Origin of the sequence: Rhodococcus sp. USK10 (assembly GCF_019378875.1) — a bacterium.
GTDB lineage: Bacteria > Actinomycetota > Actinomycetes > Mycobacteriales > Mycobacteriaceae > Rhodococcus_F > Rhodococcus_F pseudokoreensis.
Genome location: NZ_CP076048.1, coordinates 688441 through 702703, shown reverse-complemented (window position 1 = coordinate 702703; position 14263 = coordinate 688441). Strand labels below are relative to the sequence as shown.

At 67.7% G+C, this 14263-nt stretch carries 12 protein-coding genes and 1 pseudogene; 4 read left to right on the top strand and 9 right to left on the bottom strand.

Annotated elements, in window-relative coordinates; translation table 11 throughout:
• Positions 1-33: 33 nt before the first annotated feature.
• From I1A62_RS10095 to I1A62_RS10080, 4 genes are all read right to left on the bottom strand, one after another.
• A complete protein-coding gene (locus I1A62_RS10095; RefSeq protein ID WP_219458626.1) occupies positions 34-3891 on the bottom strand; it encodes a Pls/PosA family non-ribosomal peptide synthetase in 3858 nt (1285 codons plus the stop codon).
• Positions 3892-3990: 99 nt separating this feature from the next.
• The gene (locus I1A62_RS10090) at positions 3991-4455 is read right to left on the bottom strand and encodes a MarR family winged helix-turn-helix transcriptional regulator (RefSeq protein WP_219458625.1); all 465 of its coding nucleotides are present in this window, start codon (positions 4453-4455) and stop codon (positions 3991-3993) included.
• Positions 4456-4626: 171 nt separating this feature from the next.
• On the bottom strand, positions 4627-4935 hold the full coding sequence (locus I1A62_RS10085; protein WP_257890940.1) for a TetR-like C-terminal domain-containing protein: 309 nt from the start codon (positions 4933-4935) through the stop codon (positions 4627-4629).
• 1126 nt (positions 4936-6061) lie between these two features.
• A complete protein-coding gene (locus I1A62_RS10080) occupies positions 6062-6598 on the bottom strand; it encodes a DUF6328 family protein (protein WP_124394017.1) in 537 nt (178 codons plus the stop codon).
• A 503-nt stretch (positions 6599-7101) separates the two neighbouring features.
• On the opposite strand from I1A62_RS10080, the gene I1A62_RS10075 reads away from it, so the two are divergent.
• Both I1A62_RS10075 and I1A62_RS10070 read left to right on the top strand, forming a co-directional pair.
• Positions 7102-7500: a hypothetical protein gene (locus tag I1A62_RS10075; RefSeq protein WP_219458624.1), complete on the top strand. Its 399-nt coding sequence runs from the start codon at positions 7102-7104 to the stop codon at positions 7498-7500.
• A gap of 514 nt (positions 7501-8014) precedes the next feature.
• Positions 8015-9294: pseudogene (locus tag I1A62_RS10070) on the top strand (cation:proton antiporter).
• A gap of 131 nt (positions 9295-9425) precedes the next feature.
• On the opposite strand, the gene I1A62_RS10065 reads toward I1A62_RS10070, so the two are convergent.
• The 4 genes from I1A62_RS10065 to I1A62_RS10050 form a co-directional block, all read right to left on the bottom strand.
• On the bottom strand, positions 9426-10187 hold the full coding sequence (locus I1A62_RS10065) for a bifunctional 2-polyprenyl-6-hydroxyphenol methylase/3-demethylubiquinol 3-O-methyltransferase UbiG (RefSeq protein WP_124394019.1): 762 nt from the start codon (positions 10185-10187) through the stop codon (positions 9426-9428).
• Between the two features lie 65 nt (positions 10188-10252).
• Positions 10253-10693: a VOC family protein gene (locus I1A62_RS10060; RefSeq protein WP_124394020.1), complete on the bottom strand. Its 441-nt coding sequence runs from the start codon at positions 10691-10693 to the stop codon at positions 10253-10255.
• Between the two features lie 199 nt (positions 10694-10892).
• On the bottom strand, positions 10893-11075 hold the full coding sequence (locus tag I1A62_RS10055; protein WP_124394021.1) for a hypothetical protein: 183 nt from the start codon (positions 11073-11075) through the stop codon (positions 10893-10895).
• 249 nt (positions 11076-11324) lie between these two features.
• Positions 11325-11903, bottom strand: a complete 579-nt coding sequence (locus tag I1A62_RS10050; RefSeq protein WP_124394022.1) for a dihydrofolate reductase family protein — start codon at positions 11901-11903, stop codon at positions 11325-11327.
• A 402-nt stretch (positions 11904-12305) separates the two neighbouring features.
• Between I1A62_RS10050 and I1A62_RS10045 the strand changes: the two genes are divergently transcribed.
• Complete coding sequence (locus I1A62_RS10045; RefSeq protein ID WP_124394023.1) at positions 12306-12833, top strand: hypothetical protein; 528 nt, start codon at positions 12306-12308, stop codon at positions 12831-12833.
• Between the two features lie 42 nt (positions 12834-12875).
• Here the strand turns inward: I1A62_RS10045 and I1A62_RS10040 are convergent, their stop codons facing one another.
• Positions 12876-13436: a dihydrofolate reductase family protein gene (locus I1A62_RS10040; RefSeq protein WP_219458623.1), complete on the bottom strand. Its 561-nt coding sequence runs from the start codon at positions 13434-13436 to the stop codon at positions 12876-12878.
• Between the two features lie 200 nt (positions 13437-13636).
• On the opposite strand from I1A62_RS10040, the gene I1A62_RS10035 reads away from it, so the two are divergent.
• Positions 13637-14263: a class I SAM-dependent methyltransferase gene (locus I1A62_RS10035; protein ID WP_219458622.1), complete on the top strand. Its 627-nt coding sequence runs from the start codon at positions 13637-13639 to the stop codon at positions 14261-14263.

The following is a 14263-nucleotide window of genomic DNA, read 5'->3' as shown; positions in this document are numbered from 1 at the left end:
CCTCACCGATGGGCAGACGGGTGATCAGGCCGGTCAGGTCACGGGTGCAATGGGGTTGCCCTGCCAACGGGTGGACGATGGGACGGTGTCCCCGCGCATCACCAATGAGGCGGGGCCGACGGTGGCGCCCTCGCCGAGGGAGGCGGCGGGTAGGGCGACACAGTGCGGTCCGAGGGTGGCGCCCGCGCCGAGCGTCACGGTGTCCATGCTCATGATGCGATCGTGGAACAGGTGGGTCTGCACGACGCAGCCTCGGTTGACGGTGGCGCCGTCGCCGAGGTGTACCAGATCGGCCTCAGGGAGCCAATAGGTTTCGCACCACACGCCGCGTCCGAGGTGGGAGCCCATGGCACGCAGCCAAGTATTCAGCGCGGCGGTGCCGGTGGCCGCCCGCGCGAACCAGGGCGCGGCGACCGTCTCGACGAAGGCATCGCAGACCTCGTTGCGCCACACGAAGGAACTCCACAGCGGATGCTCCACGTCGTCGATCCGTCCGACGAGAAGCCACTTCGCCGCCACGGACACCGCCCCGGCCACCGCGCCCGCGAGCATGAGGACGCCACCGCCGAGTGCGGCCGCGACGAGGTAGCCGGCGCGGCCGGCCAAGGCCTCGAGCCCGAACAGCACGCCGAGTCCGATCGCGAAGCTGATCGTGACCGGGATCAGCCGGCACGTTTCGACGGCGGCTCGGGCGACCTTCAGCCGCGGCGGCGGGGCGAAGGTGCGGGCGGAGTCGGATTCGGTTGCTGCGCGCCGCAGTCGCACGGGTGGGCTGCCCAGCCAGGACGAGCCGGGCTTCGACTTGTTCGGTGCGGCGGACAGCACCGCGACCAGACCGTTCTTCGGTACCCGCCGGCCGGGCCCGGTCATGCCGGAGTTGCCGAGGAAGGCGCGTTTGCCGACCTTGGCCCGTTCGATTCGCAGCCATCCTCCGCCGAGCTCGTAGGCCGCGATCATGGTGTCGTCCGCGAGGAACGCGCCGTCGGCGACCGTGGTGAACTTCGGCACGAGCAGAACGGTGGAAGCCTCGACGTTCTTCCCGACCTTCGCGCCCAACAGACGCAGCCACCCGGGCGTGAGCATGCCCGCGTAAAGCGGGAACAGGAAGGTACGGGCGGAATCCATCAAACGCTCGGTGGCCCAGACCTGCCACCCGATGCGACTTCGCACCGGGTGATACCCCTCGCGGAGACCGATGCTGAGCAACCGGACCGCGAGCACGGTCAGGACGGCGAACACGACCAGCGCGAGCAGGGTTGCGGCAGGAAGCATCGACAGCGCCGCCGCGGCGGCGGCGCCCACGGTGTCGGCGCCGCGGATCCACCAACCGAGCAACAGCAGACCGCAGCCCAGCGCGATCAGCGGCATCGCGGACAACATCAGCGAGGTCAGTCCGTAGACCGGCACCCATCGGGACGCCGGCTCGGGACGCTGCGCCGGCCACGGGTGATGCGCCTTGCCGGTCTTGGCGGCGGGCGACCCGGCCCAGCGCTGACCGGCCTTGACCTTGCCGATCACCGCGGACCCGGCCGCGACCTCGGCGTCACGCCCGATCACCGCGCCGGGCAGCAGTGTCGACCGGGCGCCGACCGTCGCGCCTTCACCGATTCTGATCGACCCGACACGGACGACATCGCCGTCGATCCAGTACCCGGACAGGTCGGTCTCGGGATCGACCGAGCAGCCGTCGCCGAGTGCGAGCATCCCGGTCACCGGGGGCAGGGTGTGCAGGTCGACATCGCGGCCGATCCGGGCGCCGAGAGCTCGGGCGTAGTAGATCATCCACGGCGCGCCGGACAGGTTCGCGGCGCCACTGGCTTCGGCGAGCCGCTCGGCCAGCCAGATCCGCAGGTGCACCGACCCGCCGCGCGGATACGTGCCCGGTGTGACGGTCCGCAACAGGACGCGGGCACCGACCACCGAGATGGTCATCCGGCCGAGCGGGGTGATGAACACCAGGAACATCGCCGCCACCGCCCACCAGGACAGGGTCGGGGCCCAGGCGACATCGACAAACCACGCCAGGACGTTGTTCGCGACGGCGAGCCAGGTCACCCATTGCAGTCCGGTCAGTGTGGTCAGAGGTACGGACAGTGCGAGCTGCGTCCACTGGGCGCGCCGCGGCGTGGGGATCACCGTGCGAGGCTCCACCGATGCGGCGGGCGCGAGGTCGTCGAGGAACTCGGCGAGTGACCCCAGCCGCGGGTGGTCGTACAGCTGGGCGACGGTGACCTCAGGGAACCGCTCCCGCAGCGCACTGACGAGCTGGGCGGCACTGAGGGAGCCGCCGCCGATCGCGAAGAAGTCGTCGTCGAGCCCGCCGGCCTCGGCGCCGAGAATCCGGGTCCACAGCTCGGCGACCCAGGCCGCGGTGCCCGCGAGGGCCGGGGACGCTGTGTTCTGCGTGCCGGCCCCGGGCAGCGGCCAGGGCAACGCGGCCCGGTCCACTTTTCCGGAGGTGCGGGTGGGCAGCTCGTCGAGGACCGCCAGTCGGGGCACCAGTGCGGCCGGAAGCTGTCCGGCCAGGCACGTCCTGGCGGCGCTGACGTCGAAATTCCTCGGTGCGGCGAGGTAGCCGACGAGCACCTTGGTGCCCGAGGCGGTGGTGCGGACCGCGGCGGCCGCCCCGGCGACCCCGGGCAGGGCCTGCAGAGCCGCGTCCACCTCGCCGAGCTCGATGCGCCTGCCACCGAGTTTGATCTGGTCGTCGGCGCGGCCCTGGAACAGCAGTCCGGCGCGGTCCAGCCGCACCAGGTCGCCGCTGCGGTACGCGCGGTCCCAGCCCAGGGTCGGCATCGGCGCGTACTTCTCCGCGTCCTTGGCAGGATCGAGGTAGCGGGCCAGCCCGACGCCGCCGATGATGAGCTCACCGACCTCACCTTCGGCGACGGGATGGTCGTCGGCGCCGACGACCGCCAGATCCCAGCCGTCGAGGGGCAGTCCGATGCGCACCGGTCCGGTTCCCGTCATCTGCGCGGCGCAGGCGACGACGGTGGCCTCGGTGGGGCCGTAGGTGTTCCACACCTCGCGGCCCGGAACCGCCAGGCGCGCGGCCAGTTCCGGTGGGCAGGCCTCGCCGCCGAAGATCAACAGCCGCACCGATTCCAGCGCTTCCACGGGCCACAGTGCGGCCAGGGTCGGCACGGTGGACACGACATTGATCTCGCGGGAGATCAGCCACGGGCCGAGGTCCATGCCGGTGCGCACCAGCGACCGGGGCGCGGGGACCAGGCAGGCCCCGTGCCGCCACGCCAGCCACATTTCCTCGCAGGACGCGTCGAAGGCCACCGACAGCCCGGCCAGTACCCGGTCGCCGGGGCCGAGCGGGGCGCCCTGCAGGAACAGCCGGGCCTCGGCGTCGACGAAGGCGGCGGCGTTGCGGTGGGTCACCGCGACGCCCTTGGGGGTGCCGGTGGATCCGGAGGTGAAGATGATCCAGGCGTCGTCGTCGGGTGTCGGGACACGCACTTCGGCCGGCACCGACGCCGTCGTCTGGGCGCCTTCCGCGGTGACGATCGTCTTGACCCGCGCTTGGCCGAACACGAGCTCGGCGCGTTCGTCGGGGTCGTCGGCGTCGACCGGGACATACGCGGCGCCGGCGGCGAGAGTGGACAGGATCGCCAGGTACAGCTCCCGCGAACCCGACGGCATCCGGATGCCCACCCGGTCGCCGGCGCGGACACCGCCGCTCGCGAGCTGCCGCGCGCCCTCGGCCACCCGTTCCATCAACTCCGCGTAGGTCAGCGAGCTGTCGCCGTCGTCGATGGCGGGCGCGTCCGGGTACCGATGGGCGGTCGCCTCGAGGATGTCGAGGAGGGTGCGGGCTGGGGCTGCGAGGTCACCGCGAGTGAATGCGGTGGGAAGGATCCGTTCGCTGAGTGAGACGGACATGGAGAACCGTTGTTCCTCTCTGGGGTGGGCAGGCCGGGGCCCGGCACCCGAAAGTTCGATGAGCCGAGCGGCGCGCCGGCGGCGGTGGTCGCCTCGGTGTCAGACGTCGGTGTCGGCGTATTTCTTGGGATGGCCCAGGGCGCGAAGCGCAAGGCGGTGCAGGGTCCGGCGGTCTTTCGCACTGAGGTCGGCGAACAACCTGTCGGTGGTCCCTTCGACCAGATCTTGGGTCCGGGCCACGGCCTTTTCACCGTCCTCGGTCAGCGTGAGCAGATGCTTTCGCCGATCTTTGGCGTCTTTTCTTCGCACCACGAATCCTCGTTTCTCCAGGCCGTCGACCAGGCGCACCATGTCGCTGCGGTCGACGGCGAGAACGTCGCACACCTGACGCTGGGTGAGCTCACCCTCCTGTTTCAGGCACGCGAGAATCCAATGCATTCGAAGCGTGAACCCTTCGTCGGCCAGCGCAGCATCGAGCTGTGCGCGCCCCACCCGATGGAGATCGGAAACGACGAATGCGACGCTTCGCAGCAACGCTTCGGGCGGGGTGGTCGACTTGGGCACACCGATCACCGTAGCACTTACGGGGAATGTAGATGATGGGGAACACCCGCAATAATCGGCGTGTCGCCGCAGGTAGAGGTATTGACCTGCGGCAATGCTGCAACGCAATGCGATCGGCTCACGCCCGCGCGCCGGTCGATGAGTCAGCCGAATCATCGGTCGGCGCCGACCTCACGGGTGGGTGGTGGCTGCCCACTGGTCGAATCGACTCCGGAGGTTCGGTGCGGGGGTGGGGAGCCCGGCGCCGGCGAACGCGCGGCGCACTGCGAGCTCGTACATCGCGGCCGGATCGTCGAGCCAGACGAGGTGGTGATTGATCTCCAGAGTCACGGCGCCATGGAACGCCGTCCAGACGACGGCGAGCTCCTCGGCGGGCAGCTCGGGGGAGTCGAGGTCGGCCAGCGCGTCGACGATCGGTGCGAACACCGCGGTCTGTGCGGCGATGGTCGGACCGCCTGGCGGGGCCTGGTAGCCGGGCAGAACGTCTACGGCTACGGCCCAGTTTCCGGACCGCTCACCGAGGCGCTCCCGCTGGGCGCGACCACTCGGAAGGGCCGGGTGCGGGCGCAGATGTGGCGCGACCTAGCCGACGCACACCAGGCGGGGCGGTTGCGCGTCGTCGCCGGGCGGGCATCGGACTTCTTCGGGCCCGGCGTCATCGCATCCGCGGTCGGCGACCGCTTCTTCACACCGATCTGCCGCGGCGCGCGGGTGGATGTAGTGGGCGATCCCGACCGCCTCCACACCTATACCTACGTCCCCGACTTCGGTGAGGCGCTGGTCCGGTTGAGCGAGACACCGGCGACCTGGGGGAGTGCCTGGCACATCCCGAATGCCACCACAGGCACCACCCGCGAGTTCGCCGCCACCGCCGCGGGCCTCGCCGCGGCGCAGTTGCGGCTGCGCCCGGTCCGGGCCTGGCAATTGCGCCTCATCGGGACGGTCGTGCCACCGATCCGCGAGACCGTCGAGATGCTCTACGAGTTCGACGAGGACCACGTCGTCGACCACACCGCGTACGCCGCCGTGCTCGGTGACCACGCCACTCCGTTGGACGACGCGGTGGAGGCCACCGTCGCCGCCTACACCGCGCCCCGGTGCGGCGCCCAGAGGTGATCGGAACCTTCCGCCCAGATGCCCGGCGCGGGCTTGGGCGGTCACGACGTACCCGTGGCGCCGCGGGCCGTGGCCGTACAGGGTGGCACCGATGCCCGATTCTCCACACAGTGCGCCGCTCCAGCTGGTCGGCAGCACCGTGGAGCGCTGGAATGGGTCAGCACTCCACCTTCTTGCATGGCCGGAGTCCCGGTGCGGCGGTTCCGGTCTCGATCCACTGCCGCGTCACGCTGTTGAACAGGTCGACATCCTCGATGCTCCAGGCGTGATGCATCCGTGGAACGATCCGTGTCACGGTCCGCGGCAGTCGCCGGTGCCTGCGCACGCCAGTACCACGGGCCGCGACCAGAACCGAACCTGTAACCGCCCGAGTGCGCGGGGTAGCCCGGATGTGGTGCTCGTGTCGGGTCGGGTAGGTGCGCTGGGCGACGGTCTCGACGGGTTGCCCACCCGTCCGATACGAGTGCGGCGAGGCGCCGTGGCAGGCTCGTCAGTCGCCCGAGGAGGGTGGGCGGTCGTCGTCGATGCGGTGCCGCAGGCGCAGGATCGTGGCGAGTAGGGACAGCCCGCAGAAGATGGCCGCTGCGATTGCCGCCGCAACGAGGCCGACCCTCGGGGAGATGACGAAACTGAAGATGAGCAGCACGACCCCGACGAGTGCTGCCCCGAATGTGGTGATGCCGCAGGCCGTCAGTTTGTGCGCGGTGGACACCAGTGTCGGGAGCGCGTGCTGGCGGAACAACATGCGATGGATCCCGACGGGTGCGACCAGCAGCATCGTCGACAGGACCGACAGGGCGACCGTCACGAGGTAGACCCTGACCTCGAAGTCCGTCAGATCCTCGAAGCGCTGTTGGAACGGCAACGTCAACAGGAACCCGGTGAGCAGTTGCACTCCGGTCTGCACGACGCGGAGTTCCTGCAGCAGAGCCGCCCAGTTTCGGTCGAGTCGTTGGGTTTCGGTCTCGTGGCGAGCACGGTAGTTCCACTCGTTGTCCCGTGCCTGCTCATCGTTGCCGTCCGACATGTCCAACCCACTGTTCTCGATAGGGTTCGGTGACCGTGGCTGGACGCGAGGTGCCGCAATCAGGATGGGCCCGGATCGAGGTGCCTGCCGCCCGGCCGGTACCGAGCACTACTCGCGGGATACCCGAAATGTCCGTCTGTCACACCGAGGTCTGGAGTGGTGACTCCTGCGTGGCGAGAGGATCGGCCGGTCTGCAGTTCGACTTAGAGCAGCCCGATGATGAACCCGTTCTCGCCGTCGGTGGTCCCGGCGCGGGCGCTGAGGACGCGGAGAGCGCCGAGGGCCACGACGCTGACCTGACAGTCCCGATGATGCCCGGACCCGGCTGGAAACGGCGCCGCACACGACATAGCGCCTCGAGGGTGATCTGTTCATGTTTCGGAGCTCATCTGTTCATCTCCGGAGGTCTGCTGATTGTCGTGCACGCGTGTCAGGCTTGATGGGACGGGCCGTCGATGACGCGTCGCGGCCCGCGGGAGGGCTCGACTCGAAAGGGAACGTTCATGTCCGAGCAATCGCTGGTCAAACAGGGTGTGGCACAAGGAACGTCGATGGGCGGGGCGGTTCTCCTCGTCACTGTCGGCGTTCTCGAATTCCTTCAAGGGATCTCCGCGATCGCCAAGGATCAGGTGATCATCGCCGGCATCGAATATACCTACCAATTCGACGTCACAGCGTGGGGATGGATTCATCTCGTGCTCGGCGTGATCGTCGCCGGGATCGGTGCCGCATTGTTCACCGGGGCCGGCTGGGCGCGTGTCGGCGCGATGACGATCTGCGCTGTATCGATCTTCGCCAACTTCCTGTGGCTGCCCTACTACCCGTGGTGGTCGATCACGATCATCGCACTCAACGCCGTCGTGATCTGGGCGGTCGCCACCTGGAATCCTGAGGCGTTCTGACCGCTGTCAGGACTCAGGAAGCGTCCGCTGTGGATGCATTCTCGCTGTGCTCTTGCGTTGGCGCTCTTGCGTTGGCAAACCCCTGTGTAACCCGCTCTCCCTTCATGAGTGGACGGAGGACCGGCACCGAAGGTGAATACGGAACGAGTGGCCGCTATCCGACCGGCCAGTTCTCGGACAGTGTTTTTCTCGGTCGGCAGCGCGGATGTATGAATCCCGTTGTCGGGTGGCGGCCGATGGGCGCGGCTGGGCCGCACCGGTCGACCTTTCGCGCAGCCGGTGAGATGCGCCTCGTTCCGGGGCCGCGACGTCCGCCACTGGCGCGATGTTGTGCGATTCACGAGGCGTATGAGGTCGTCCGCTGTGGAACAGCGGTGGCGGACGTGATCCGAGAGCGGTTGGACGACCGCCGGTTGCTGGTGGGATAGGTACGGGGCATGTGACCGGCGTTTCGGGGAGTCGATTTCCGTGAACTCTTCACTGTCCTCCCTTTCCACGAAAGGTGCGCGGGATCATCGTGAATACCGACGTCGTCTACCTGTCCGCCGGTGTGGCGTTGCTGCTCGCCGCGACCGTTCCGCGCATCGTGCGCAACCGGGCGGTATCGGCGCCGCTGGTGGTGCTCGCGGTCGGAGCGGTGGTGGGAGTGTTTCTCGGAAACGTCGATCTGGTGTCTCCGGTGGCGCATCCCGCGGTGGCCGAGCATGTGAGCGAGGGGTGTGTCAGCGTCGCGCTGATGGGTGTCGGCCTGGCGATCGACCGGCCGCTCGGCTTACGGTCGTGGAACTCGACGTGGCGGCTGCTGGGCATCGCGATGCCGCTCGGTATCGCCGCGGTGGCGGTCCTCGGTTGGTGGGCGGCGGCGCTGACACCGGTTGCGGCGCTGCTGCTCGGTGCGGTGCGGTGCGGTGCTCGCTCCGACGGATCCTGCTGGCCTCCGACGTCCAGGTGGAGGGACCGTCGTCGGGGGACGATTCCGACCGTGAGGACGACGAGGTGCGGTTCGCTCTGACGTCGGAGGCCGGACTCAACGACGCTCTCGCGTTTCCGTTCGTCTATCTGGCGTTGTTCCTGATCACGAAGGGTCCGGCCGAGGATTGGATCGCACGGTGGTTCCTGTGGGAGTTGGTCGGCAAGTCCGTGCTGGGCGCGGCGATCGGCGCGGTCGCCGGGTACCTGCTCGGCCGGGCGGTGTTCCACTTCCCGATTCCGCATGTGCGGCTGGCCGAGAGTGGTGAACCGATCGTCGCGCTGGCCGCCACTTTCGCCGTGTACGGGCTCACCGAATTCGTCGGTGGGTATGGCTTTCTCGCCGTTTTCGCGTGTGCGGTCGCGCTCCGTCGGATCGAGCGGGCACATACGTATCACGCGGAAATGCACTGTGTGATGGAACAACTCGAGCACGTCCTGACCCTCGCCGTGCTGCTGTTGCTGGGCGTCGCGCTCACGTCGGGCCTGCTGGATCACCTGACCTGGGGTGGGGTCCTGGTTGCGGTGGCGCTCGTCGTTGTGATCCGTCCGGTCGTGGGGTGGGTGGCGTTGCTCGGCTGCCGCGAGATGACGGTCCAGGAGCGGCGGGTGACCGCGTTCTTCGGTATCCGAGGCGTCGGCTCGATCTACTACCTCGCATTCGCTGCCGCGGTCGCGGGCATCGATCAGGAGAGCGCGTTGTGGTCGACGGCCGCGTTCGCCGTGGTCCTGTCGCTGTTCGTCCACAGCGTCACCGCCACGACCGTCATGCAGTTGCTCGACCGGGGGCGAGGCGACACCGCCGACGACGGCCGAACCGGGTAAGGGGGCGCGGTTCGCTCGGGCTGGGGCGGAGCGTTCCGCGGCATCTCTACGATGCCGCGGTGGTGGCGTGCACATCGAAAACCCGGTGACGGACGGCACGGCCTACCTCTGTCGGCTGCCGCCCCGCCGATCTACCGCCAATCCGCGCAGGGAATGTTGGCGGGGGTCAGTGCCACGAGCCAGGTCATGTAGTGCTCGACCACGGTGTTTCCGAGTTCCCGGACAGCGGCGGCAGCGCGGTCGGCCTCCTCTGCGGTCCAGTCGCTGAACGTCGAGAACAGCCGGAACACTTGCCGGTCGTTCAGCTCAATGTTCCACCGGAACGTACGGACCACGTCGACGGCGAACAGGCCCGAACGAGTGAACTCCGCGGTGAGCGCTGAAACATCCTCCGGATCGGATCCGGGGCGAGGTGGTGTGCGACGGTCCTGCACGATCCGTGCGACATGCTCCCGGAACGGAGTCCTGGCATCGGGGTCTCCGAAGACGTTCCGCCACACCAGGAACCCTCCGTTGTTGGTCAGCGTGCGGTGGATCTTCGGAAGAGCGATATCGAGGTCGATCCAGTGAATCGATGTCGCCGCGATTGCGATATCGAAGGCCTTCTCCGGAAGCTCGGCGTCCTCGACGCGTTCGACGATGACGGCCGCTTCGGGATGTGCATGTCGAAGGTGTGTGGCGAGCCGGCGGCCGGGCTCCACCGCCGTGACGTTCAGGCCCGCGGCGATCAGGGGACCGGTCGCCTGCCCCGTTCCCGCTCCGATGTCCAGGGCGCGGAGGCCGGGCTCGAGAACACCGAGACCGCGAAGACTGTCCCACAGGGCAGGCGGATACGGCGGCCGCGCCTCACCGTAGATGGCGGCGTGCGCCTCGAAATGCATCGGATCGACCACGCACGAAAGTCTAGATTCCTGCGCAGACCGGCATGGTCGTCGATCCGCTGTCGCAGGACGTGCCGTCAGCCGAGCTCCTCGGCCAACGCGACGATGATGCCCGCGGGTCCGCGGACGTAGCAGAGCCGGTAGCTGTCCTGGTACTGCGCCACCTCACCGACGAGGTCCGCACCGTGGGCTCGCAGACCGGCGATTGTGGCGTCGACGTCGTCGACGGCGAACATGATGCTCCGTAGACCCAGCGTGTTCCCCAGAGCGTTCTTCGGCTCGGCGCTGACCGCCGTCGGGTGGTGGAACTTCGTCAGCTCGAGCCGGCCGTGGCCGTCCGGGGTCCGCATCATCGTGATGTCGACTCGGACGCCGTCGAGCCCGTTGATGCGGTCCACCCAAGGTCCCTCGATCTGCGCCGCGCCCTCCCGCTCCATGCCGAGTTCGACAAAGAACGCAATAGCGGCCTCGAGGTCGTCGACGACGACGCTCACGTGGTCCATCCGCTGAATCGTCATGTGGTTCTCCCTAGTGGTCGCGCGGCCTGTCGTGGCCGCTGATGTGCCTGGGACGGAGCCGGCGCCGCATTCTCGACATCCGTGTAGAGAGTCCAGCAGGCGAGTTCTCATCGGTGCGTTGTTTCAGGGCCGGTACTGCCAGTTCAGTTTTCCGTCGGACACAGCGGGCGTCCATCCACCATCGAACGCCGCTCCGGTCTCACGGCAGTCGGCAAGATCGGACAGCATTGCAGTGAGTGTCGATGAAGAGCAGGTTGCCGTCGAGCCCGGCGAACGGGATGAACTCGGGCAGGTCGGTGAATGCGGTCTCGCCTGCGGAATTGCCACCCGCGGGTGCGCCGCCAATTTCTTCGTCGAACTCTCCCCAGACTTCTAGTTCCATCTGCCGCTCCTCGACGAGGCGTTCGAGGTCGAACAGTTCGTGGGCCGGCAACAGCGCGGGACGTAGGAATCACCGACTTTCACCGTCGTCAGTGGCAACGGGTGCTCGGCGGGCCACAGCTGCAGCAAGACCGCCACGTCACCCCGGTCGGCGTCCCGTCCTCGCCCGTGGACACGGATGATGCCATTCGGTATGCCGATCCGTCGAAGACGGACCGGAAATTCCACTCGCGCATCGGGAATCGGTAGGTCAATGGAGCGTGGGTCGGTAGATCAGCTCCTGGATGTGACCGTCGAGCGTCCGGTGCTCGATCAGCTCCAGGTCGAAGTCGGCCGCACCCTGGAAGATCGGGTCGTCACCGGTCTGACCGGTGATCACCGGGAACAGCGTCACCTGCAGGCGGTCGACGAGGCCGGCGGCCAACAGTGCCCTGTTCATCGACAGGCTGCCGTGGGAACGCAGCGGCACGTCGGACTCCTGCTTGAGCCGGGCGACGACGTCGACGGCGTCGCCGCTCACGATGGTCGCGTCCGGCCAGTCCAGAGGTCCTTCCAGCGTCGTCGACACCACCGTTGCCGGCAGACTCCTCATCCGAGTGACCCACGGGTCACGCACTTCGGACTCTTCGGTGCTCGATTCCAGCATCTGTGCAAATGCCCGATACGTGTTGGCCCCGAAGACCATCCGCTGCTCCGACCCGTACAGAGAAAGGCGGTGGTCGAGCAACTCGGGGCCTTGCTTGCCCCAGTACCCTCCCCAGTCTCCGTCGCTGACGCCGCCGTAGCCGTCGAGGCTGGAAAAGACGTCGAAAGTGTAGGTCGCGGTCATGTCGTTCTCCTCGAGTCACGTTTGATCGATGTAGGTACTGACTGGGAACCAATGCAAAACTCATCGTCGCCGATGGGGCGCAGCGTCGCGCGGGGTTCCGTGAGGTGGCTCTCCGCCCGCTACAGCCCCGGGGTCGCGCTGTGGCGGGCGGAGCGGATCGCCCCTGTCGGAGGGGCGAACTACTCTTACCATCGCGACGGGCAACAGGTCGCCACTCACTGCCCCAGACCGGTGATCTGATCACGGTCCTGATCTGCGGAGTTCCGCGGATTGGCAGGCGTGCGGCGACCTGTTCCTCTGTGCAGAGCGGAACACGAGGGCCGCCACAGACACCGCGATCCCGGCCACCGCTGCGGACACCGATACCCACTGTGCTGCCGACACCTGTGCTTCAATCGCGTTATGCGCAAGTCACTGCTGATAGTCGCGTTGATCGTATCCTGGTCGGTTGCCGGGGCTGTGCCTGTGGGGGCTGCACCAACGCAGCCGTCCTGGTCCGGGGAGTACTCGTTGAAGCGCTTCGCCGCGACGAAGACCGGTACGAGTTTGGCAGCGCGGCAGTGGGAGCCCGACTTCGCTGATACGTACCGATTCGAGACGAGTTGCACGGACGACTCCTGCGTTGCCACCGTGACCGATGGGCCCACGCCGGCCAATCCAACGCTGCCGCTACCACCTCGGTACACCTGGGACGGGACCAGCTGGGTCCACACCTACGACTGGGAGTGGGACTGCTACCAGGGCGAGGGCGTGCCGAAGGTGTGGGCACCCGCGCACTCGGTTGCGTACTACACACCCCAGCCAGACGGGACGTTGACCGGTTCCTGGCGTACCGACATCGACAGCGGCCCGTGCGAGGGCTCGGTGGTCATGGATGTCGCCGCCTATCCCGTCCAGCCGCCACCCGGACCATTCGGCAGCAGTTCATAGGACGCGGACACGAGTGCAGCCACACACCATCTGCACCCTTGCCTAGCTGCCGACCTGTGAGCATGCCCAGCGCTCATAGATCACGCGCGAGCCGAATGTCCTGGTCTCGATCAGGTCCAGCGGAACGTCTTCGGTGACCGGCGGCAGGAACGGCGTGCCGCCGCCGACGACGATCGGATTGCGGAACATGCGCAGCTCGTCTACGAGGCCGAGCTCGATTGCTGCCGCGGCCAGACCGGCGCCCCCGATCGAGACGTCCTTGTCGGTCGCGTCGAGCGCTGCGGCGACTTCCTCGGCCACCGACGCCTCGGCGAGCCGGGCGTTGCCGTGAACGCTGTCGAGCGTGCGGCTGAAGACGACCTTCGGGACAGTGCACCAGACGTCGGCGAACGCGGCCTGGGGCTCGTGGTCGCGCATCGACGGGTCGGTTTCCCAGGGCAGCATGGTCTCGTAGAGCTTACGGCCGCAGAGATAGCCGCCGAGCCCGCGTATCTGCTCGATGTGGAAACGGAACTGCTCGTCGTTGGGCACCGTCCACCCGAATCCGCCCGTCCGGTCGGCGATGAAGCCGTCCACCGAGACGCTCATCGAGTAGATCAACATGGCAATGTCACCGTTGAGCTGGACATTCCGCTCTCCATCCTTCTGCACGCTGCTCAGCCACACACTGTGATCGATCGCGAGACGACGACGGTCCGTCGCGGGTGGTCCCAGCGATCGTACGGTGATTGTCGACGCCAAGTGCCGACTCGCCCGCGGGGACGTTCGGCGTGAACAGCACCCGATCGACGATCATTGACGGCATGGCGAACGCGAGAACCCAGCCGGGCGGCATCGTCCGGAAGTCGTACTCGGCCAGATCCTCGGAATACACGGATCTCTTCGGCTCCATGACTTCTACACACGCGTCTGATCGGGCCCTGGTGAGCAGTTGGGCTGCCTCACTGACGGGACCCGTGCTCGACGCCGGGTGTGGTCCGGGGCAGTGGACCGACTTCCTGGCCGCGTGCGGAGTCGCTGCGTGCGGAGTCGACTTGGTGCCCGATTTCGTCGAGCGGGCCCGCGCGCAGTATCCGGACCTCTCCTTCGAAATCGGCAGCTTCGAGACGCTGGACGTCGCGACAGAATCACTGGGTGGTGTGCTGTCCTGGTACTCGCTCATTCACCACGGTCCGCAAGACATCCAGACTCCGCTCGCCGAGTTCGCACGCGTGATCCGACCGGGCGGAGGGCTGCTGGTCGGGTTCTTCGAAGGAACAACCGTGGAGACTTTCGACCATGCCGTCACCACTGCCCATCGATGGCCGGTTGCAGAACTCAGCCGGCAGTTGGTCCAGGCCGGCTTCGAGGTGATCGAGACACATACCCGAACGGGGACCGGCTCCAGGCCTCACGGCGCAATCACCGCGCGCAGGCAGAGCAACCCGTGA